Annotated in this window: 14 protein-coding genes; 7 read left to right on the top strand and 7 right to left on the bottom strand. The window is 36.5% G+C overall.

The annotated features are described in order from the left end of the window. Nucleotides 1–51 precede the first annotated feature (51 nt). The 4 genes from B6C84_RS07285 to mnmL all read right to left on the bottom strand — a co-directional run bounded on the left by B6C84_RS07285 (nucleotide 52) and on the right by mnmL (nucleotide 5066). A complete protein-coding gene (locus B6C84_RS07285) occupies nucleotides 52–1674 on the bottom strand; it encodes a DUF2813 domain-containing protein (RefSeq protein ID WP_086353889.1) in 1623 nt (540 codons plus the stop codon). 15 nt (nucleotides 1675–1689) lie between these two features. Continuing rightward, nucleotides 1690–2493 (bottom strand): lipopolysaccharide core heptose(I) kinase RfaP, encoded by an 804-nt coding sequence (gene rfaP, locus B6C84_RS07280; protein WP_086353888.1) that lies wholly within the window; start codon nucleotides 2491–2493, stop codon nucleotides 1690–1692. Then, entirely contained in the window at nucleotides 2486–3607 is a 1122-nt protein-coding gene (locus B6C84_RS07275) for a glycosyltransferase family 4 protein (protein WP_086353887.1), read from the bottom strand. The genes rfaP and B6C84_RS07275 overlap by 8 nt, the downstream gene beginning before the upstream one ends. Before the next feature lie 532 nt (nucleotides 3608–4139). Further along, nucleotides 4140–5066 (bottom strand): tRNA modification radical SAM protein MnmL/YtqA, encoded by a 927-nt coding sequence (mnmL, locus tag B6C84_RS07270; protein WP_086353886.1) that lies wholly within the window; start codon nucleotides 5064–5066, stop codon nucleotides 4140–4142. A gap of 370 nt (nucleotides 5067–5436) precedes the next feature. On the opposite strand from mnmL, the gene glyA reads away from it, so the two are divergent. Then, complete coding sequence (gene glyA / locus B6C84_RS07265) at nucleotides 5437–6693, top strand: serine hydroxymethyltransferase (protein WP_086353885.1); 1257 nt, start codon at nucleotides 5437–5439, stop codon at nucleotides 6691–6693. 60 nt (nucleotides 6694–6753) lie between these two features. Here glyA and B6C84_RS07260 read toward each other — a convergent pair whose 3' ends face one another. After that, entirely contained in the window at nucleotides 6754–8925 is a 2172-nt protein-coding gene (locus tag B6C84_RS07260; RefSeq protein WP_086353884.1) for a phage holin family protein, read from the bottom strand. A gap of 199 nt (nucleotides 8926–9124) precedes the next feature. On the opposite strand from B6C84_RS07260, the gene B6C84_RS07255 reads away from it, so the two are divergent. After that, nucleotides 9125–11059 carry an ABC transporter ATP-binding protein gene (locus B6C84_RS07255; RefSeq protein WP_086353883.1) on the top strand — a complete coding sequence of 645 codons (1935 nt, stop codon included), beginning with the start codon at nucleotides 9125–9127 and terminating at the stop codon, nucleotides 11057–11059. A 27-nt stretch (nucleotides 11060–11086) separates the two neighbouring features. On the opposite strand, the gene B6C84_RS07250 is transcribed toward B6C84_RS07255, so the two are convergent. Further along, a complete protein-coding gene (locus B6C84_RS07250; protein ID WP_086353882.1) occupies nucleotides 11087–12250 on the bottom strand; it encodes a sugar transporter in 1164 nt (387 codons plus the stop codon). A gap of 297 nt (nucleotides 12251–12547) precedes the next feature. Between B6C84_RS07250 and B6C84_RS07245 the strand changes: the two genes are divergently transcribed. Then, nucleotides 12548–13288 (top strand): acid phosphatase, encoded by a 741-nt coding sequence (locus tag B6C84_RS07245; RefSeq protein WP_086353881.1) that lies wholly within the window; start codon nucleotides 12548–12550, stop codon nucleotides 13286–13288. 76 nt (nucleotides 13289–13364) lie between these two features. Here B6C84_RS07245 and apbC read toward each other — a convergent pair whose 3' ends face one another. Then, complete coding sequence (apbC, locus tag B6C84_RS07240) at nucleotides 13365–14432, bottom strand: iron-sulfur cluster carrier protein ApbC (protein WP_086353880.1); 1068 nt, start codon at nucleotides 14430–14432, stop codon at nucleotides 13365–13367. 254 nt (nucleotides 14433–14686) lie between these two features. Between apbC and metG the strand changes: the two genes are divergently transcribed. From metG to B6C84_RS07220, 4 genes are all read left to right on the top strand, one after another. Beyond that, on the top strand, nucleotides 14687–16714 hold the full coding sequence (gene metG, locus B6C84_RS07235) for a methionine--tRNA ligase (protein ID WP_086353879.1): 2028 nt from the start codon (nucleotides 14687–14689) through the stop codon (nucleotides 16712–16714). Between the two features lie 726 nt (nucleotides 16715–17440). Continuing rightward, entirely contained in the window at nucleotides 17441–18793 is a 1353-nt protein-coding gene (locus B6C84_RS07230) for a hypothetical protein (protein WP_086356629.1), read from the top strand. A gap of 1607 nt (nucleotides 18794–20400) precedes the next feature. Next, nucleotides 20401–21804, top strand: a complete 1404-nt coding sequence (locus B6C84_RS07225) for a hypothetical protein (protein ID WP_086361337.1) — start codon at nucleotides 20401–20403, stop codon at nucleotides 21802–21804. Between the two features lie 1204 nt (nucleotides 21805–23008). Then, nucleotides 23009–23617: hypothetical protein (locus B6C84_RS07220; protein ID WP_133053377.1), on the top strand; the 609-nt coding region annotated here is incomplete at its 3' end.

Raw genomic sequence — 23617 nt, 5'->3', positions numbered from 1 at the left:
TACCGCCGATGTTATCGGCGGATTGTCTTATCATAGCCATATAATCAACTTTTAAAGCAATGATTTTGATGTTTTAACTAACTTAGCGAAGGTATCGGTTAATAATCTAGGAATGGCTGTAATACCACGAGCTTTTGCATCATCACAAACGGCAATCGCTAAATCTGGTTTAGAACTTTTGTGGATCGCTTTTTGAATAATTTTTGGTACCGACATATCAATATGAGCAACGGTATTATAAGCAGCTAATTTATATACGTGACTAAAACCATGTTTAAATAGAAAATTTTCAATGTCACGGGCTGGTAATACGGTGATATAGTCATTTAAATTTTCGCCGGTTGCACATTGTGATTGTACCGTCTCAGCATATTTTTTCCCTGCCATATCACCATCAGTAATGACATACCAGCGGATCCCCATTTTGTTGGCATAGTGAATTAATGGTTTTAAACCGCATTGTGCAAATTCTAACAATTGGATCCCCTCTGAACTTAGATGATAGCCACTTTGTTCGGCAAGCTCTCTGAGTAACCATACTTCAGTCTCACCTTCAACCAGCAACCAACAACGGGCAAATAGCGCAGTAGGGCGTCGATAAAGAACATGGAACAAAATACGTCGGCTATCGCCAACACTTAATGAATGAGGAGCAATGTACTTACTCACAATTTGATCGGGTTGGCGGATCAATCGGTTAATACTCTCTAATGGAAACAGAGAAACTAAATCACTTGAGTTAGAGGTAATGATTTTTTGGGTAGGTAAATTTTTTAACAGTCGGAAGCCAACCGATAAAATAATTGGATGTAACTGACTTTCTGGTTCTTCTAAAACTAAAATTGGCACTGAACTATGAGAGAGAGGATTATCCCCTTTAGCATTAACAATCGAACCAAATATACCTAAAAGTGCGGTACGAAGATAATCATTATCTAAATCATCTAATACATTATTGATTCGTTCGAGCGAATTCCAATCTTCGGTTTTGGGATTACTTTTTTGTACTAATTGTTTATAGTTAAATCGTTTTTGAGAATCAACAAAATAGTATTCTAATAACGAACGAGCAGCTTGTAAGCCACGATTAAGCTCATCTTGACTTAATTGTGCCGAGTGTGCTTTTAATTGATCAGATAGTTGTTCAATAAAGTATTGTGATAAAGGTTCATTTGTGACAGGTAAATCCTTAGCATTCACTGAATTTTTTAGCGGCATGACCGGATTTAAGTTAATCAAAATAGCGATTAATAATTTTGGATTATCCAGATTTAACGTTTCGCCATGTTCATTCAGCAAATTATGTTCAGTTATAATAGTATCACCATTTTTTTGGGCATTAATCTGGTACGTAATTCGATATAGATTATCTGCTGGTGAGCGATAACTAACTGCTGTCAAAGGTTGATAAGCTTGTTCAGTTAATTGAGTTGCATAAGATTCACAATAAACAACATTTATTGAGATGTGATTACCATCATCTTTATCATAATAGAAATCTGAATTAACAAATTGATAAAATTTATTATCAAGAGTTAGCAATTTTAATGCACTGATTAAACTCGATTTACCCCATTGGTTTTCACCAATAAGTACACTAGATTTAGCATTAAGCCTTAATGAAAGTTGCTTAATCCCCCTAAACCCTTTGATATCAATTTGTTCAATAAACATGTCATTTCCTTATGATTAAAGATGATATTTTTCAGTTCTTTTAGCGATGTGCTCAGCTTTTCGCTTAGCACTATCAATTAATTTATGTTCATCGCGCAAAATGGTTTTAATTGGTTTATTAAAATAGTTTCTTAAAAAACGCCAAATATCACGTTGGTTAAGTCCAATATTGGTTGATGAAAAATAGAGCCCAATTAAATCTTTATCACGCCAACGAGTTGGAACTTTTTTACGTGTTTGTGCACGATGAAGATCAATCACAGAAAGTTTTATTTGCTGATTATTTTCAAACAAAGGTAAATCCAATAAAAAATGACATAAATAACAATCACGATGATTTACGCCAGCACCATGCATTTTAGCGGTCATATTTGCTAAATAAATAGTTAATGAACGTTTTAAATGATAGCTAGGTGGGTTGGTTAGCCATGGTTTTGTGAAATCTTCTAAACTAATAGTCGGATTAAGGTCTTTGGTAATAATAAATGAATGCCGAGTAAGTGGATTTAATCCTTTCCGTCCAAAAGCTCGCCCATCCATGGTGTTGACACCAACTTGTTCTAAACGATGAATTGCATCCCACTCTTGTTTAGCATCTAAAACCGGTAAACGTAGCGAAATAAGGTTTTTTACAATCTCTTTTACCGTTGTACCACGATGAATTTTAATGAAATATGATTGATCTTCTAATTGGAAATTAAGGGTTTTACGTTGTTTGACTGCACGGTAAACTTTACCTGAAATTAATTCCACTTCATTAAATGGATCTTTACCTTGCCATAATTGTTGAAAGGGGGATTTAAGTTTAATCTCATTCATAATGACATCCTAAAATAATGTCTGCTGCTCGTTGGGCTAAATGATATAAATCTTCATTATTACTATAAGTAATGGCATTGTTATGCCAATTAAGCCATTGCTCTTTATCTCTAATTGATTGTTCTAGCGCTTGATCTAAAATGTTTTGCTTATAAGGTTCTGATAATACAATACCAGCATTAGCTTGGCTAATGTGATAAGCATATCCGGAAATACCTGATACGATCACTGGAACCCCTGCCGCTAATGCTTCAATCAAAACCATACCGGCTGCTTCTTGCCTTGCAGGATGTAGTAATAAATCAGCTGAAAATAAGAAATCAGGGATATCATTGCGACCAGAGAAGAATCTCACCTGTTTAGCAATACCTAATTCATCTGCTAACTTTTGATATACCTCTGATTTATCTTGTCCAACCACCAAATAAGTAACTTTTTGTTTTAGTTCATTAGGTAAGGTTGCGATTGCTTTCAAAGAGCGATCAACGCCTTTACGTTTAAAATCAGAGCCAATTTGCAAAATCACAAAACTATCTTGGTCAATTTGATTCGATTGTCGGAATTGTTCACGTTTTTGAGGGGCATCAACGTTATATTTACGATCTAAAGCAATGCCGGGTGGTAATAAAAAGAATCGTTCATCTTGAGTATGATAGTGGTTTTTAAAATCTTGAATTTGTTGTTTGGTTAACACCATAATCTTAGTTTGTGAGCTAGGGGAAAATACCGCCTGCTCAAAAGCTAAATAATGTTTGCAACGTTTCGACAATTTATAGAAAAAGCCTTTGTGTGCGGCTTTTTCAGCAAAACATGTATCGCCAGCAAAATAGACATCCAATCCAGGCATTTTGTTAAAGCCTACCACACAATCTACAGGATTGCTTTGTAAGTGAGCCTTTACCCAATGGTAATAAGCTTGATTACGGCTATGGTTAGATAATCCTTTTTTAGGAACGATGATGATATCAAAACCAGCTGGTTTAGCGCCTTGCCAATCCAATACATACACACGGATTTGATGACCTCGAGCTTGGCAAGCAGTAGCAATTTGCAAAAAATCGCGTTGCAAACCGCCAAAAGGGAAAAATTTATAAATACAAAAAGCTAGTTGCATGCAGATTATCTCAAATGATAAAACATCATTATATACTTGTTGTTAACAAAGGTACAAAAATACGCGCATGTTAATAATTATTTCAAACATATTTCTATGTAGCAATATACAATAAACCTATTGTTTTAACAGCAACGAAACGAAAAAACACTAGATTAAATAGCCGATTATTCCTAATATATAGTTATATTTTAAATTATTATTTTTGATTAGCATCTTTGCTATCTAATAGTAATCGATAAAAATTAAAGCTTTTATTTTGAACGGATGTTATTAGTAGTAGGTAGGTTAAAGTTAGCCATAATAGTAAAAGTAAATTGACTATAGTATTTTGCTGATTTTATTTTCAAAACGTATTCTGATGAATTTATAAGTTCAATATTTAACGAGTAAATATGTCGGCTAAAAAATTTGAGGAAAGGGGTTTTTGAAGCGGAAATTTATATAATTTAGTTAACAAATGTAATTGTTATCGCAATTATAAGGACTAAAAATAGGCTTTCCTCAAAATTTTTGTCATGTTGATGGTATTTTATTGTTTGAAAGAGTAAATATCACCAATAGCACTACCTTGTGCACCAAACTGTCGTAAATTATGATCAACTGCATTCATTGATTGCCAATGGTTTTCACACCAATCAGGGGCCAGTAAGGTTGGTTTTCTGGCATTGGCTGAAATCCGATGATATAAAATATTGGCTGGTGTTTGTCGAATAATATCACCGGCAATATCGACATAATCTTCAAGAGATAACACATTGATCCGCCCAGCTCGCCATGCTTTGGCCATAATACTGCCTTCAACAATATGTAAAGGATGAATTTTTAAACCATCCACTCCACTGTCTAATACTTTGTTTAAAGTGATGAGATTGTCGGGTTTATTCTCTTTGGGTAAACCAATAATAAGGTGAGTACACACTTTTATGCCTAATTGTCGTGCTTTTTGTACCGTTTGGTGATAATCCGCAAAGGTATGACCACGATTAATATGATGTAATGTATTGTCATGTGCGGTCTGTAATCCGAGTTCTAACCAAACTTCATAACCGCTGGATTGGTAATGTGCCAGCAAATCAAGAGCTTCATCGGGGACACAATCTGGTCGTGTGCCGACGCAAAGCCCGACAATATCAGCACTATTCAGCGCTTCTTCATACATATTTTTAAGAATTTCAACTTCAGCATAGGTACTAGTATAAGCCTGAAAATAAGCAAGGTACCGTTTAGATTTTTTCATCTGTTGCGCTTGCGACATAAGCTGCTGCGAAATTGATTTAACCTGTATAGACTCATCAATGATTGACGCTACATTGCAAAAAGTACACCCACCCTGACCAATGGTACCATCACGATTGGGACAGCTAAAACCACCGTGTAAAGTGAGCTTATAGATTTTTTCGCCATAGCGACGTTGTAGATCGGAACCAAATGTATTAACGACTAAATGAAGTTGCATGTTATACCAAATAAAATTTTTGCTTATTCTACCAAGATATTCCAGATACTCAATTGCAATTGAGCTAGAGATAATGATTAATAAGATTATTATTCTCTAATAGATTGTTTGCATTATCAAACTAGATAATTTATCAATGATAATGGTTTTAAAAATTTTGAGGAAAGGGGTTTTTAGTAGGCTAAATGATATTGTGCTGTAAAGCATTTTAATTATTATTCTAACTATCTATAAATATTATTTATAACTTCAAAAAAAGATTGAAATTAAAGGTCGATTAAGTAAGGATAGTAACCCATGATGTTTTTTTGTGCTAATTAAATACAGTAACAAATCGTTACGTTGATGTAATTGCCTACAAGGAGCCAATATGTTTACTAAACAAATGACAATTGCCGATTATGATCAAGAGCTATGGGATGCCATTAAAGGCGAAGAACAACGCCAAGAAGATCACTTAGAACTTATTGCATCGGAAAACTATACAAGTCCAAGAGTGATGCAGGCACAAGGTACTCAACTAACCAATAAATATGCTGAAGGCTATCCTGGTAGGCGCTACTATGGCGGTTGTGAATATGTTGATATTGTTGAGCAGTTAGCTATTGATCGTGCTAAAGAACTATTTGGTGCTGATTATGCTAACGTTCAACCGCATTCTGGCTCACAAGCCAATTTTGCTGTTTATATGGCATTGTTAAAACCGGGTGATACGGTGCTAGGCATGAACTTGTCACAAGGAGGGCATTTAACGCATGGTTCACCAGTCAGTTTTTCAGGTAAGTTGTATAACGTGGTTGCTTATGGCGTAGACGAAACGGGACATATTGATTATGAGCAATTAGCGAAAATTGCTTTAGAGTCAAAACCAAAAATGATTATAGGTGGTTTTTCTGCTTATTCTGGTGTAGTTGATTGGCAGCGCATGCGTGAGATTGCTGATAGTGTAGGAGCCTTCTTATTTGTTGATATGGCTCATGTGGCTGGTTTGGTGGCTGCTGGTGTCTATCCAAATCCAGTGCCTTTTGCTCATGTTGTGACGACAACGACGCACAAAACCCTCGGCGGACCGCGTGGTGGACTTATTTTAGCTAAAGGTGGTAGTGAAGAACTTTACAAAAAATTGAATTCTTCTGTATTTCCAGGTGCACAAGGTGGCCCATTAATGCATGTGATAGCGGCAAAAGCAGTTGCTTTAAAAGAGGCGATGGAGCCAGCTTATAAAGAATATCAACAACAAGTTGTGAAAAATGCCCAAGCGATGGTTGATGTGATCATCAAACGTGGTTATAAAGTCGTATCTGGTGAAACAAAAAATCACTTATTTTTAATAGATTTAGTTGATAAAAATATCACCGGTAAAGAAGCTGATGCTGCTTTAGGTAGTGCTAATATTACCGTGAATAAAAATAGTGTGCCAAATGATCCGCAAAGTCCATTTGTAACATCTGGTGTGCGGATTGGTACACCTGCAGTGACTCGTCGTGGTTTCAACGAAGAAGAGTCTCGTGAATTAGCTAATTGGATTTGTGACGTATTAGATAACATTGATGACGAACAAGCTATTCAAGCGGTTAAACAAAAAGTGTTGGCGATTTGCCGACGATTACCTGTTTATCAACATTAATCATAAAATATTCGCCGACTTAATGTCGGCGAAAAATTATTAAGTATAATTCAATAGTTGCTATTGCTTTTCAGTAGTATTATTTTGTTGCTGACTTAACAGCTGTTGCTGCTGTTTAAAATAATTGGCAATATCATTTTTAAACCAAAAAGCCGTACCGACGATTACTACGCCTAGTAAAATTGCTGACCAAAATAGTATTCGCGCTTTTTTATTACGTTTTTTTAAAGGGTCAGTTAAATTACGTCTTGCGTTGGTAGGTAATTCGGCTTTACTGGTCAGCAGACCACCAAGCAGTAAATTGATTTTAACTTGTCCATTTATCGCCCAACCCGAAGCTTCAAGTAGTGGCCCAAGTGTTCTTCTTCTTAATTTTAACCAAGCCAATATTACTGATGGTCCAGATATAATCAAGAACAAACCTAAAATTACTAATGGGAATTGCCACCATGTAAGCGAAAAGATAGCTTGAAAAATAGTCGCTAAAGCGGTACCAATGGCGCCAATAGCTAAACCGATAGCTGCAAAGATACCAACACTTTTACCAATATCAAATTTGCTTTCTGGATTTTGTACCGCTTGTGTACTGGTTTTCTCTATGTCAGTATCTTTATTGCTTGCCCATTTATTAATTTGTTCAGTGATTAAACGGCCTATACGTTGATAAGGTGCCCAAATAGCTTGTTGGATACTAATTGGTTTAGTAATCATCTTAACAACACTTGCATCCCAATCATTACCTTCATTATCAATAAAAACGCCATTGCGGCCTTCCATTAATAAATCACCTTGTCCAGCGGTAATTGCTGCAGCAATTGTCTGCTTTTTACCATGCCTTGTACATTCACAATATAATAAACATAGTTCAGAATAATTAGCCATAGTTGAATGTTTAGCTATATTATCTACGGCAACACAGAGGGTAGCACAACGACCGTCAATATAAAGTTTACCTAATTGAAATGCCGCATAATGGTCAAGTGAAAAGAATTCAGCAAACGAAGCAAAGTTAATCAATAAACGATAGAGATGTTTTTGAAATAAGACTAGCTTTTCTAATACAAAAACATCTGAGGCTGAAATTGGTGTTTGGTTATCCTGTTCAACCATGCTTTCAAATTTGTTTAGTAAATTATCATCAACTAAATTAGCAATTTGATTGCCAGTAAGATCCTCAATGCTAGCGGTTGGTTTAGTTGTTACACTTAATTGTTGCATCTCAGGTTTAGAACTGATTAGTGTTGTGTAAGCATTAAGATCTGCCTGAATATCTTGCCATTCTTGTGCAGTTAGTTGTTTGGGATCGGCTAAGTGTGAAGCGATTAAATCTCTAAATCGAATGATTTTAGTTTTCCACAGTGGATTAAGGCCATTAACCAGATCTAATGTGTTATTGGTATCTATTTTAGATAGAGGTAGCTCAGATAAAGCTTCATCAGAAAGTAATCCGTTTTGGGATGGGACAATATATTTCTCGTCAACATTTAACGCCGTTTGTGCTTGAGGTGCATATTGTGCTAATTCAACACGCAAAAAGTAGTCATCAATTTTTGGCTTTAATTCTTGAACTAATTTCCATATTTCTGAGCGGTTTTCGCCAAAAGGTGTTTGGGTATTACTGATATCGTTTTGCCATTTTTGCCAACTTTTTAAGTTTTTAACAAAAGTTTGCGCAATCTCTAGATTAATTCCATCCTGACCACTCATATCTTTTTCCGCACCAGTTGTTTTTATTGCTGCTTGAATAAAATTTTGCAGCTCTGGCGATAATTCGGCTGAAGGAGGAAAAATTAAATCACCATTGTAGAGTTTGCTGGCATTAATTTTAAGTGATTGTTGCACATCATCTTGCGTTAAATAATCAGCTTGGTTTTTATTTAAGTTCGCTAAAATGCTATGGGCGGTAATTAATAATTTTTTACCTTGTTCGTTTGAATCATCAATTTGCGATAATGATAAAGTTTGTGATGATTGAACAATATTATCAAAAGAAACTATTTTATCTTTAAGCCAATTAATTGCCTCTAAAATATCGGGAATACGAATGCGACCATCGTTATCTGAATCTAATAATTGTAATGTTCTTTGATCAAAATCTAGCCCTGTGGTTGGGCAACTGAGTGCAACCCATAATTTAGGATCTAAATTGGGTAAATTGATAATGTCATCGGCATTTTTTAATACGACTTGATCTAATCCACCAACACGTTGAAATGTCCAAGTATGACTCATAATCACCTCCATACCGAAATATTATTAATATATTCAATTATTAATAATTATAACAGTATTCATTTTTTTAGAAGAGAATTGGAATGCTCACGTTTTAAGAGCTGTTAATTGTATCTTTGATAATTGATTTTGGTTGCCTACCGCAACTTTATGATAGAATACCGCCTTATTATTTAATATCCAAATAAAAACCACAAATATGTCATTAATTAATCTTACCAATGCCTATTTATCATTTAGTGATGCTCCACTTCTTGATCATATTGATATGTCGATAGAAACTAACGAGCGTGTCTGTCTTGTTGGTCGTAACGGTGCCGGTAAATCAACTTTGCTAAAAGTGCTGAATAAAGAAGTACCGCTCGATGAAGGACAAATTGTTTATGAAAACAACGTTATTGTCTCTCGATTGCAGCAAGATCCCCCTCGAGATATTCAAGGAAATGTTTTTGATTTTGTTGCGGAAGGTTTAAAAGAACAAGCGCAATTATTAAAAGATTACTATGCATTGTCACACTTGGTTGAAACTGATCCAAGTGAGGGTAATCTATCTAAATTAGCTAAAATGCAAGAACAGCTTGATCACCAAAATGGTTGGCAATTGGATAATCGTATTCGTAATGTCATTTCCTCATTATCGTTAGATGGTGAGGCATTATTGTCTTCGTTATCGGGTGGTTGGTTGCGTAAAGCGGCATTAGCAAAGGCGCTAGTTTGCCAACCATCAGTATTATTATTGGATGAACCAACTAACCATTTAGATATCGATACCATTAGATGGCTGGAAGAGTTTTTAAAAAGCTTTAATGGCAGTATTGTTTTTATATCGCATGACCGATCCTTTATTCGGCAAATGGCGACTCGGATTATTGATTTAGACCGTGGTAAGGTTGCTTCTTGGGGCGGTGATTATGACAGTTATTTGCTAGGTAAAGAAGAAGCGCTGCGTGTTGAAGAGTTACAAAATGCCGAATTTGATAAGAAGTTAGCACAAGAAGAAGTCTGGATCCGTCAAGGTATTAAAGCTCGTCGAACTCGTAATGAGGGTAGAGTGAGAGCATTAAAAGCGATGAGACAAGAATATTCACAGCGTCGTCAAGTCATGGGCAATGCGAAAATGCAGATCGAGGAAGCACTGCGTTCAGGTAAAATTGTCTTTGAGCTAGATAATGTCAGTTATCAAATCGATGATAAAGTGTTAGTTAAGGACTTCACGGTACAAGTGTTACGTGGTGATAAAATTGCTCTAATAGGCCCCAATGGTATTGGTAAAACCACATTATTAAAACTGATGCTAGGTAGTTTAGCACCGACCTCAGGAAGTGTTCATTGCGGAACCAAACTTGAAGTGGCTTATTTTGATCAGTATCGATTAGAGCTTGATCCAGAAAAAACCGTTATGGATAACCTTGCAGAAGGTAAGCAAGAGGTGATGGTAAATGGTCGCTCAAGACATGTGCTTGGCTATTTACAAGATTTCCTATTTCCACCAAAACGAGCTCGAACACCGGTTAGAGCACTCTCGGGTGGTGAACGAAATCGTTTACTATTAGCAAAATTATTTTTAAAACCAAGTAATTTATTGGTGCTTGATGAACCAACTAATGACCTTGATATTGAAACTTTAGAACTATTAGAAGAACTTGTCAATGATTATCAAGGAACGGTTTTATTAGTTAGCCATGATAGACAATTTGTCGATAACGTGGTTACTCAGTGTTGGTTTTTTGAAGAACAAGGACGAATTGGTATTTATGCTGGTGGTTATACAGATGCATTACAGCAACAACAGCAAGCTAAACCAGTGAGTGCTCAAGTCACCAGTAGTAAGAGCAATGAATCAGCTAAAAGTGACACCAACAAAACCAATAGCTCAGACCTAACGCCAGAGCAAGCGACTAAAAAGAAGGTTAAATTAAGCTATAACGAACAACGAGAACTCGCCCAGTTACCTAATAAAATCGAGGAATTAGAAACAGCTATTGCGGATCTTCAAGCACAAATTGGTCATAGTGACTTTTTCAATCAACCTCATGAAGTAACGAGCCCAATATTGCAATCTTTAGCCGATAAAGAAGCCGAGCTTGAAGTAGTCTTTGAACGTTGGGAACAGTTAGAAGCATTAACTCAATAAGCGCTCAATGTGAGCGCTTATGCATGACTACCAAGTTTTTTTGGATAAAAAGTAAAAGAGTATTAGCGCTATAATCACAAAAATAGCGCCAACAAAGCCAATATAATGGGTGGATAAGTAAACCAATACTTGGCTGCCGACAAAGGCGCCACCACCGATACCGATATTATAAATACCCGAATAAACCGAGGTCGCAATATCAGCTGCATCAGGTGCAGCATCAATAACTTTACTCTGCATCACCATACCAATAATGGTAATCGCAAGTCCCCAAACCATACCTTGTACTATTGCGGTTATGAGACTAAAAGAACAAACATAAAGCGATAATAAACAAATAATTAATAATATCACCGGCATAACTAAGATGGCGGTTGGATGTGGTTCGGCATATTTGGCAAAAATTAAACTACCAATCATGCCTGAAAAACCGACAGCTAATAATAAGCTCACGACAATTTGTTCACTAAAGCCACCAACATTAAGCATAAATGGCGTTATATAAGTATAAGCGGTAAAATGGCCGGTAATAATAATAGCAGTTAATAAATAAATATTTAGTAATACAGGTCGTTTAAGTACTTCAGGAATGGCTTTTAGTGAAATTGTGTTCATACTAGGAACAGCCGGTAACAAATAAATTAATGAAGCCATTACACAAAATGCGATAACCCCGATACATAAAAATGTGACTCGCCAGCCAACTAATTGGCCGATCATTGTTCCAATAGGAATCCCTAATACTGTTGCCATTGAGGTGCCAACCACAATAAAGCCCATCGCTTTAGCTTTTTTACCATTGGGTGCTAATCGAACCGCTAAAGGCGTGGTAATGGCCCAAAATACCGCATGGGCGCAAGCAATACCGATTCTAGCAACCATTAAACTATAAAAACTCCAAGCAAAGCCAGCCAAGATGTGACTAGCAATAAATAAACAAAATAGAAATATAAGTAGTTTACGGCGTTCCATTTTTGCGGTTAATACCGTTAAAGGTAAAGATAATAACGATACCGCCCAAGCATAAATAGTTAATAATAGCCCGGCATGCGCAACATCCATCGAAAAACTTTCAGCAATATTCGGCAGTAATCCAACTGGTACAAACTCTGTGGTATTGAATATAAACGCAGCAAGGGCAAGGCAGAGAATCGACGACCAGATTCGAGACCGTTTATTAGCATTATTCATGATTAATGATATAGAAGGGATTGAGATTCAATAAGCTGATTATAGCTGAATATTAGCGACTATTAAACAATCATCGCCATAAATTATGCGGTTATCAAAAATCTTCAGCAATCAATAGTAATGTGCTGTTCTTCATAAAAAAATTTTGCTAACTAGTGTTTACTGTTTTATTATCAAACTGTACTGTATTTATAATAATTATTGCTAATCCCATTATATATAAAACTTGTTGTTTCTTTATTGGTTCTATTAAGTTACGTTGTTATCATTAATTAAAATAGTACTTAGGAGATATCTATGCGTAAAAAGTTTTTATATTCATTAGTAGTATCTATTTTATTTTGTTTTAGTGTCCATGCCATTGAGGTTAAAGATGTAACCACAAATCCGAATGATTTTTATCTTACCCAAGAACAAGCACCAGATAGTTTACATTTATTACCGCCACCACCAGCCTTTAATAGCGTTGATTTTTTAAGAGATAAAGCCATGTATGATTGGGGAAAATCCATGCGAAATACTGAGCGAGGTAAACAAGCTTATCTTGATGCTGATTCGAGTAAAGATAATGTTACTAAACAGTTTTCAACCGCTTTTGGATATGATATTTCAATTGATAGCTCGCCTGAAATTTATAAACTTATTACCACAATGAAAGAAGATGCTGGCGATCTAGCAACTCGATCTGCAAAGCAGCATTATAATCGAATCAGACCGTTTTCATTTTTTAATGAACCGACATGTCGCCCTGAAGACGAAAAAACGTTATCGACCAATGGTTCATATCCCTCTGGTCATACCACAATGGGATTTGCTATAGCATTGGTCTTAGCTGAAATTAATCCTGCACGGCAAAATGAAATTTTAAAACGAGGTTACGAAGTTGGTGAAAGCCGAGTTATTTGTGGTTATCATTGGCAAAGTGACATTGATGCAGCAAGAGTCATGGCGGCGGCAGTAGTTGCACAGTTACATACTAATTCTGCATTTATTGAACAATTAGCTAAAGCAAAAGCTGAACTGAATCAATTTCAATAGCTATAGGGTGTTTGTAGGTAACTAAATCATTTTCTTATATTGGTTGTTATCCTTTAACAACCAATATTAATTTCCGTTATAGCGCCTTAAATGATATATCCGGCAAAATTGTTTCTCCTTGCCAATACAGTTGACTAGCAACTTGTGCGGCAATATTACAATATAATTGCGTAAATTCACTATCAGGATGACTGACTACCGTTGGTTGTCCAGAATCAAGATCTTGGCGTAATAAACGGTGCAGCGGCATTTGACCAAGTAATTTTGTTTGGTATTTTTCAGCTAGACGCTTAGCACCATCCTCACCAAAAATTGCTTCATGATGACCACAATTTTCACAGATGTGATAACTCATATTTTCAATAATACCAAGAGTTGGTATATTCACTTTATTAAACATCGTGATGCCTTTTTGCGCATCAATTAATGCAATATCTTGTGGTGTGGTAACAATAACCGCTGCTGTAACAGGAATGTTTTGTGCTAATGTTAATTGGATATCACCAGTGCCTGGTGGCATATCAATAACCAAATAATCAAGTTCAGGCCACAGTGTATCTTGTAAAATTTGCAAAAGCGCTTTACTTGCCATTGGTCCGCGCCAGACCATCGCACCATCGGCAGCAACTAAATAGCCAATTGAATTACTAGCAAGGCCATAAGCCATAATCGCTGACATATGTTTATTGTCAGGCGTTAATGGTTGTTCTTTTTCAGTGCCAAGCATGGTTGGGATTGACGGGCCATAAATATCAGCATCTAAAATACCCACTTTAGCCCCTTGTTTTTGTAAGGCTAAAGCTAAATTAACTGCAGTTGAGGATTTGCCAACTCCTCCTTTACCTGAACTTATCGCAATAATATTTTTGATATTCTTAATAGCATGGTGACTATTGGCTCGCTTTAATGTGGCAATATTATAGTTAATATTCCAATTCACATTTTCAACACCATCTAATTCAAGTAATAATGGCGTCACTGTTGTTTTCAGATCTTCAAAACCAGTTTGCCAAGCAAAAGGCATGGTCAAGCTAATCATTAGTTCTTGATTAACCCGTTCACATTGGGAAATAGCCCCAAGTTCAATCAGATTTTTCTGTAAAGTAGGGTGACGAAAATTCTCAAGAATTTTTTTTGCTTCCATGTTAATAAACCTTGTATCTAGCTCGTTGGTATATATTCAGTTATTTTACTTCAATTTGTTATCGATATTATCAATAACTTTAATGGACAATAAATTACAAAATTATCTTTTTTTACATTCCAATAAAAATACAACCAGTCCAAAATTGATTGGCTTTATAAAGAAATTTAGGCAAATTATGGCATAAATCTAGCGATAATCACACGATTGTTGTACTATTTCTGCCATTATGAAATTAAAGGTAATAATTTAACATGACAACTCAACGCAAAATATTGGTGACTTGTGCGCTTCCATACGCAAACGGTTCAATTCACTTAGGCCATATGCTTGAACATATTCAAGCTGATGTATGGGTTCGCTACCAGCGTATGCGTGGCAATGAAATCTATTTTATTTGTGCCGATGATGCGCATGGAACGCCGATTATGTTGAAAGCTCAGCAATTAGGCATCACTCCTGAGCAGATGATCGCGGAAGTAAAAGTCGAACACCAACGTGATTTTGCCGGATTTAACATTAGTTTTGATAATTATCATTCAACTCATAGTCCTGAAAATCGTGAAATATCAGAACAAATATATAAACGTTTAAAAGCGAATGGTTATATTAAAACGAAGGTTATTTCACAACTGTTCGACCCTGAAAAACAGATGTTTTTACCTGATCGTTTTGTAAAAGGTACATGTCCTCGTTGTAAAGCACCAGACCAATATGGTGACAATTGTGAAGTATGTAGCGCGACTTATAATCCTACTGATCTTATTGATCCTAAATCAGTCGTTTCAGGCGCAACCCCGATTTTAAAACAATCTGAGCATTTCTTCTTTGATTTACCTGAGTTTGCCACAATGTTACAAACGTGGATACGTTCAGGTACATTACAAGAACAAGTTGCTAATAAGATGCAAGAATGGTTTGAAGCTGGTTTACAACCGTGGGATATCAGTCGTGATGCACCATATTTTGGTTTTGAAATTCCAGACGCACCGGGTAAATATTTTTATGTTTGGTTAGATGCGCCAATTGGCTATATGGGATCTTTCCTTAACTATTGTAATAAAAATAATAAAGCGATTTTTGATGAGTTCTGGAATAAAGATTCAACCACCGAGCTTTATCATTTTATTGGTAAAGATATTGTTTATTTCCATAGTTTATTTTGGCCAGCAATGCTAGATGGTAGTGAACATCGCAAACCATCAAATATTTTTGTACACGGTTATGTAACCGTTGATGGCGCTAAAATGTCAAAATCACGTGGTACTTTTATTCAAGCAAGTACCTATCTAAAACATCTGGATCCAGATTGCTTACGTTACTATTATGCCGCTAAATTGTCGCCACATATTGATGATATTGATCTTAATCTTGAAGATTTTGTTCAACGAGTTAATAGTGATTTGGTTAATAAAGTGGTTAATATTGCATCGCGTTCGGCTGGATTTATTAGTAAAAGATTCGACGGCAAATTATCTGATAATATTGCTGCACCAGAACTTTACGCCTTATTTGTCGAAAAATCGCAAGTTATTGCTGATGCTTTTGAAAAACGAGAGTCAGGTAAAGCGGTACGTGAAATTATGGCTTTAGCTGACGAAGCTAACCGCTACATTGATGAAAAAGCGCCATGGGTGGTTGCTAAACAGGAAGGGCAAGATCAGCAATTACAAGATATTTGTTCAATGGGGATCCATTTATTCCGTATTTTAATGACCTATTTAAAACCTATCGTACCTTCATTAGCTGAACGTAGTGAAGCATTTTTAAATAGTCAATTAGAATGGCATACAATTGATAAAGCCTTAACCGGTCATAAAATTAACAGTTTTAAAGCGTTATTCAACCGAATTGATATGGATAAAATAACAACCATGATTGAAGAAACTAAACAGCAAGCTGCAGCAACTACACCAGCAAAAGAAAAGGTAGCCGAACCAATTGCGGAAACTATAAATTTTGACGATTTTGCTAAAGTAGATATGCGCGTTGCCTTAATCAAAAACGCCAGTTTTGTTGAAGGTTCAGATAAATTATTGCAATTAACGTTAGATATTGGTGATGAAACCCGTAATGTTTTTTCCGGTATCAAACAATACTATCCTGAACCAGAAGTATTAATTGGTCGTTTAACTATTATGATTGCTAACTTGGCACCTCGTAAGATGCGTTTTGGTGTTTCAGAGGGGATGGTTCTTTGTGCTAGTGGTAAAGATGACAATGAAGGTGTTTATCTATTATCACCAGATAGTGGTGCTAAACCGGGGATGCGAATCTCGTAAAGATATGTAATCAATTCTTTAATCTGCATCTTAACAAGCTATTAGGCTTGTTAAGATGCTTAAGTAAAATAATATTACAAATAGAAGTTAGTTCTGTTGCTCAATTGATCGTTTGCTAAACCTAATAATTGCAACTATTTTAGTTTTTCATTCTGCTCGAATAAAATCTCATTTAATTGCTACAGTTAATCAGAATCACGATAATATCTAATAAAACCAACAACCAACTAGTCACTATAGTTTTCATCACATATGGTTAAAATATTGCAGGATTTAAATAAAAAATTTGAGGAACGGGGTTTTTGAACTCAAAATAGGACTAAAAATAGAAGGTAAGGTTTTGGTGTGTTGATACTTTTATTATTAATGTCTTGTTTTTGAAGTATAATTTTTCATTAAACTTTACAAAAATTAACAATTAAACAGTTAAAATAAGTTGCATGGTTTTTTCCAATCACTATACTTTTATAGCATATTTATACGAATGGATAAATTTTATGTCGGTAGGCATAAAATTGTAAATAAATCATTAATTTAATTGACAGGAATGTCGGATATGTGTTATAATTTACAACACCAAACACCAAACACCAAACCTGCCCAACCTATAATTTAACGTTAGTAAAGTTAAGCACGTACAGTCTATTATCTCACTACAATTTATTTTTCCAACAAATTTGGCAAGCGTTTTCAAAATTTATTATTTTAGCCTTTTTATCTCGGCAAATGGTTTTCGCATTAACTGTGGTTGTTTTACTCTCTATCTCTTTTTCTAATTATGCATTAACCACTAAAACGGCCAATATTATTCAAGGTTCAGCACCTTATTTTACCTTCGACGGAGGTCGCACACAAACAACAAATACCGACGGTCTGCTTCGGATATCTCTTTCGAATGGCGATATATATACTCCCACAACCACTAATTCAAGAGACAATCCTATCATTTTACCTGTTGCTGGTCAGAGTTTTGCAGATATTGGTATGTTAGTACCAACGAATACTGATTCTATTGAATTAAGTTCAGTTATTGGTCCGCCCAATAATTATTGGGGTGATGATGATGGCGATGGTCAGGATGCTGATGGTATTATCGCTACGGGTAGTTTAATGTTATCCATTGTTGATAAAAATAATCAGGCTGTATCACGTAATACAGTACTGTCTGTTTGTAATGCACCTTATAAATTAACCTTATCTAATAGTGAAGGTACATTAAAAACACGTTATGGTGTGCCTAATGAAAGTCGTTTTATTACAAATAGTGTGACCTATTATGTTTCTCCTAAGATAATACCAGTGATTTGTTTTGCTAGACCTGACATGAATTACGCTTCAGGTAATTTTGCTGGCCCATCTGCCATATGGGACCCTAAAAAAGGATTTCTTCCTCAGTCAGTTATGTCATCATCTTACGATTTAAATTTTCCTACTACTGGAGCTCATAATTTATATTTTGATTTAGAGATAGGTGGTAGTAATCAGGCCTTATCTTGGGAGCCAGTTACTCATGATGGTATTACTGCTACTATGACCAATTCAACAAAGACCAGCGTTCGCGTCACGCTAACTGGTCCAGTTACTACTGAATCACAATGGAAGTTAATTAATCCGGGTAATATCGATAAGCCATCTTTGCCTCAGGTATTTGAGTTAGTCGGTCGTGATAGCAGTGGTAATGCGGTGGTCAAATATGGATTTGTGTTAAAGCAGTGGTTTGTTAATCGTGGTCCTGGTTTCTATAACTATTCTAGGGTATTCTCTTGGTGTATTAGGATTGGAGTATACGGTGTTCCAAAAGTCAAGAATTTAACTAATGCGAATTGTCATAGAACACTTAGCTGTCAAAGTGCAGCGCCTACGTCACCTGATAAGTATATGCGTCGTCATATTGGTGCCGGATTTTTCACGGAATGGGGGAATATGGCCGATTACGCTGGAGCCAACTTCACCAAGGGGTTGTATTGGACGAGTGATGGTGAGAATAATTCCCACATTTTTGTTCTCGGTAACAATGGTTATCTGAATAACACTATGAGGGATAGTAGGCAACTATCAGGACTCTGTGTCTATCCTTAGCTATTATTTCTTAGTTCTTAGGTATTGAAGCTGAGGATAACAAAAATAACTTTAGAACGTTAAACAATCATTGCCTGCCAAGGCAATGGCGTTGACGTTAACGAAGTGGCGATAAAAACGATTTTGTAGCGCGACATTCGCAATGTGCTGACAACTGAGAGAGGTTAGCATGGCAAACAGGGATGTTTGCCAAGGAGCGTTAAGAGCGAACGAAGGCGGAAGGCAGTCACATCGTGACCACTTGCGTAGTCGCCGCGGGAGATTGTAAAGAGGGTTGGCGCCAACCCTCTTAACTCGGACGTAATTGCCGTATAGAAATAACTACAAAACCGAAAACGTCCGAAACTCAAACAACCAAAAAATTTTGAGGAACGGGGTTTTTAAAGCCTAAAATCCATCCAATAAATCGCTAACGTTAGTTATAAAATCAGCTAGTTCCAATAATAAAAGTTTATTTTGGCAAATAAGTTTGGTGTATTTAATTTAGCGACATTCGCAATGTGCTGACAACTGCGTGAGGTTAGCATGGCAAACAGGGATGTTTGGCAAGGAGCGTTAAAAGCGAACGAAGGCGGAAGGCAGTCACATCGTGACCACTTGCGTGGTCGCCGCGGGAGATTGTAAAGAGGGTTGGCGCCAACCCTCTTAACTCGGACGTAATCACCGTATAGAAACAACCACAAAACAACAAACGTCCGAAACTCAAACAACCAAAAAATTTGAGGAAAGGGGTTTTTAAAGCCAAAATCCCGCCAATAAATCGCTAACGCTAGTTATAACATCAGCTAGTTCCAATAATAAACGTTTATTTTGGCAAATAAGTATGGTGTATTTAATTTAGCGACATCCGCAATGTGCTGACAACTGAGAGAGGTTAGCATGGCAAACAGGGATGTTTGCCAAGGCTGTGTTTTGTCAGGAACAAATCACAGCCGGTGCGTTAAGAGCGAACGAAGGCGGAAGGTAGTCACATCGTGACCACTTGCGTGGTCGCCGCGGGAGATTGTAAAGAGGGTTCGCGCCAACCCTCTTAACTCGGACGTAATCACCGTATAGAAACAACCGCAAAACAACAAACGTCCGAAACTCAAACAACCAAAAAAATTGAGGAACGGGGTTTTTGAAACGCAAAATACCTTCTAAAAACGACTATAAAATTGTCAAAATCAAAAGCCTAATCTGCAAATTATTAATGTTAAAAATGGTGATTTTTTAAGAGGGTATAAAAGGTCTATTATTTCTAATAAACAGCAAATAACCGATGCTGTTTTCGGGCTAGCAGTATTCATCTTTACAAAAGTTAACAATAAAACCATCAAAAAAAGTTGCATGGTTTTTTCCAATCACTATACTTTTATAGCATATTTATACGAATGGATAAATTTTATGCCATTAGGCTTAAAATTTTAAATAAATAATTAAATTAGATTGACAAGGATATCTGATATGTATTATAATTTTCAACATCCAACATCCAACATCCAACCTGCCCAACCTATAATTTCACCTTTCTAAAGTTAAGCTCATACCGTTTATTATTTCAGCAATTTCCGAAAGTTCCGCAAAATTTTTCAAAATTTCTTGGTTTAGTCTTTTTATCTCGGCCGATGGTTTTGGTTTTAACCGTAGTTATTTTACAATCTATCTCTTTTTCTAATTATGCATTAACCACTAAAACGACCAATATTATTTATGGCTCAGCACCTTATTTAACCTTTGATGGTGGTCGTACCCGGGTCACAAATACCGAAGCGCTACTCAGGATATCCCTTTCTGATGGTAGAACATTTACTCCCACAACCAATAATTCGAGTTCAACTAATCCTATCGAGTTACCTGTTACTGGTCAGAGTTTTGCGGATATTGGTATGTTAGTACCAACGAATACTAATTCTATTGCATTAAGTTCACTTATTGGCACACCTTATAATTATTGGGGGGATGATGATGGCGATGGTCAAGGAATTAATGGTATCACCGCTACTGGTAGTTTAAATTTATCTATTGTTGATAAAGGCAATAACCGTGTTGCCCGTAATGAAGTGCTGACTATTTGTAAAGCGCCATATAAATTAACCTTATCTAATGATGGAGGTACATTAAAAACACGCTATGGTGTACCTAATGAAAGTCGTTTTAGTGCAGGTTATGCCACTTATTATATTAATCCTAAGGTAGCGCCAGTGATTTGTTATGCAAGACCTTACTTAGGAGGGGATGTTTATGATTTTCCTCCTGCTACCGTTATGGAATATGGTAAGGGATTTCTACCACAGTCAGTTACACCATCGTCTTATGGTTCAAACTTTCCGACTACTGGTGCTAATAATTTGTATTTTGATTTAGATATTGGGGGTAATAATCAGGCCTTATCTTGGGCTCCGGTTTCTCATGGTGGTATTACGGCAACGATGACCAATTCAACAAGTACCAGCGTTCGAGTCACCCTAAGGGGTCCTGTTGCTACATCGTACTCAAATAATCCAGGTCAAATCGCCAGACCATCTTTACCGCAGACATTTGAGTTAGTCGGTCGTGATAGCAGTGGTAATGCGGTGGTCAAATATGGATTTGTGTTAAAGCAGTGGTTTGTTAGTCGTGGTAATATTGTGATTCGTCGTAACCCATCTAGTATATCATCTTGGTGTAATAGTCTTGGAGGATACCGTATGCCTAAGGTCAAGGATTTAACTAATGCGACTTGTAGAGGAGGCTGGGGTGGTTCTTGGTGTCAAGGTGCAGAAGCTGCAACGCCTTCGGCAGATGGTAATTATGTCTGTCGTCACATTGGTGCAGGATTGTTATCGGAATGGGGGATTTTGGTAAAATACCCTGATGCCAACTTTGGTTTTGTTTATCAGTATATGGATCCTGAGTATTGGACGCAAGATAGGAATAGGGATCAAGTTTACAGGGGTTCTTTTCGTGTTAGATCTGGGGGTGCTGTGACTAGCGACCGGGATGATAACGGCGATCTCAGCAACTCATTCGGAATCTGTGTCTATCCTTAGCTATTATTTCTTAGTTCTTAGGTATTGAAGCTGAGATAAGAAAAATAACGTTAGGGCGATAAAAAACGATTTTGTGGTGCGACATTCACAAAGTGCTGACAACTGAGAGAGGTTAGCATGGCAAACAGGGATGTTTGCCAAGGAGCGTTAACAGCGAACGAAGGCGGAAGGCAGTCACGTAGTGACCACTTGCGTGGTCGCCGCGGGAGATTGTAAAGAGGGTTGGCGCCAACCCTCTTAACTCGGACGTAATCACCGTATAGAAACAACCACAAAACAACAAAACGTCCGAAACTCAAAGAATAAAAAAATTTTGAGGAAAGGGGTTTTTAAAGCCTAAAAATCCCCCTAAAGTTTCTCCGAAATTGGTTTTAAAACTAAAATTAGCTCGCTATAAACATAAGAGTTTATTTTGGCAAATAAGTTTGGTGTATTTAATTTAGCGACATTCGCAATGTGCTGACAACTGCGTGAGACTAGCATGGCAAACAGGAATGTTTGGCAAGGAGCGTTAAGAACGAACGAAGGCGGAAGGCAGTCACGCAGTGACCACTTGCGTAGTCGCCGCGGGAGATTGTAAAGAGGGTTCGCGCCAACCCTCTTAACTCGGACGTAATCACCGTATAGAAACAACCACAAAACAACAAAACGTCCGAAACTAAAACAACTAAAAAATAAAGAACTAAAAAAATTTGAGGAAAAGGGTTTTTAAAGCCTAAAATCCCGCCAATAAATCGCTAACGTTAGTTATAAAATCAACTAGTAACCAAAAAAATTTGCGGAACGGGGTTTTTAAAGCCTAAAATCCCCCTAAAGTTTCTTCGAAATTGGTTTTAAGGGCGTAATTAAGACGTAATATTACATTCACCTTTACAAAAGTTAACAATAAAACCATCAAAAAAAGTTGCATGGTTTTTTGCAATCACTATACTTTTATAGCATATTTATACGAATGGATAAATTTCATGCCATCAGGCTTAAAATTTTAAATAAATCATAAAATTGGATTGACAAGGATATCTGATATGGATTATAATTTTCAACACGCAACACGCAACACGCAACCTGCCCAACCTATAATTTCATCTTTCTAAAGTTAAGCTCACATCGTTTATTATTTCACTGCAGTTTATTATTTCGACAATTTCCAAAATTATGGCAAAATTTTTCAAAATTTCTTGGTTTAGTCTTTTTATCTCGGCCGATGGTTTTGGTATTAACCGTGGTTGTTTTACAGTCTATCTCTTTTGCTAATTATGCATTAACCACTACAACGACCAATATTATTTATGGCTCAGCACCTTATTTAACCTTTGATGGTGGTCGTACCCGGGTCACAAATACCGCAGCGCTACTCGGGATAACCCTTTCTGATGGTAGAAGATTTACTCCCACAACCAATAATTCAAGTTCAACTAATCCTATCGAGTTACCTGTTGAGGGTCAGAGTTTTGCTGATATTGGTATGTTAGTACCAACGGATACTAATTCTATTGCATTAAGTTCACTTATTGGCACACCGTATAATTATTGGGGTGATGATGATGGTGATGGTCAGGGGATTGATGGTGTCACCGCTACCGGTAGTTTAAATTTATCGATTATTGATAAATACGGTTTTCGTGTTGCCCGTAATGAAGTACTGACTATTTGTAATTCACCATATAGATTAACCTTATCTAATGATGAAGGTACATTAAAAACACGTTATGGTGTGCCTAATGAAAGTCGTTTTACGGCAGGTTATGCCACTTATTATATTAAACCTAATCAAACGCAAGCGGTTTGTTATGCAAGACCTAACTTATTTGAT

Origin of the sequence: Gilliamella apis (assembly GCF_002142155.1) — a bacterium.
Classification (GTDB): Bacteria; Pseudomonadota; Gammaproteobacteria; order Enterobacterales; family Orbaceae; genus Gilliamella; species Gilliamella apis.
The sequence above is the reverse complement of the archived record's forward strand: the minus strand, read 5'-3'. Positions and strand labels throughout refer to the sequence as shown.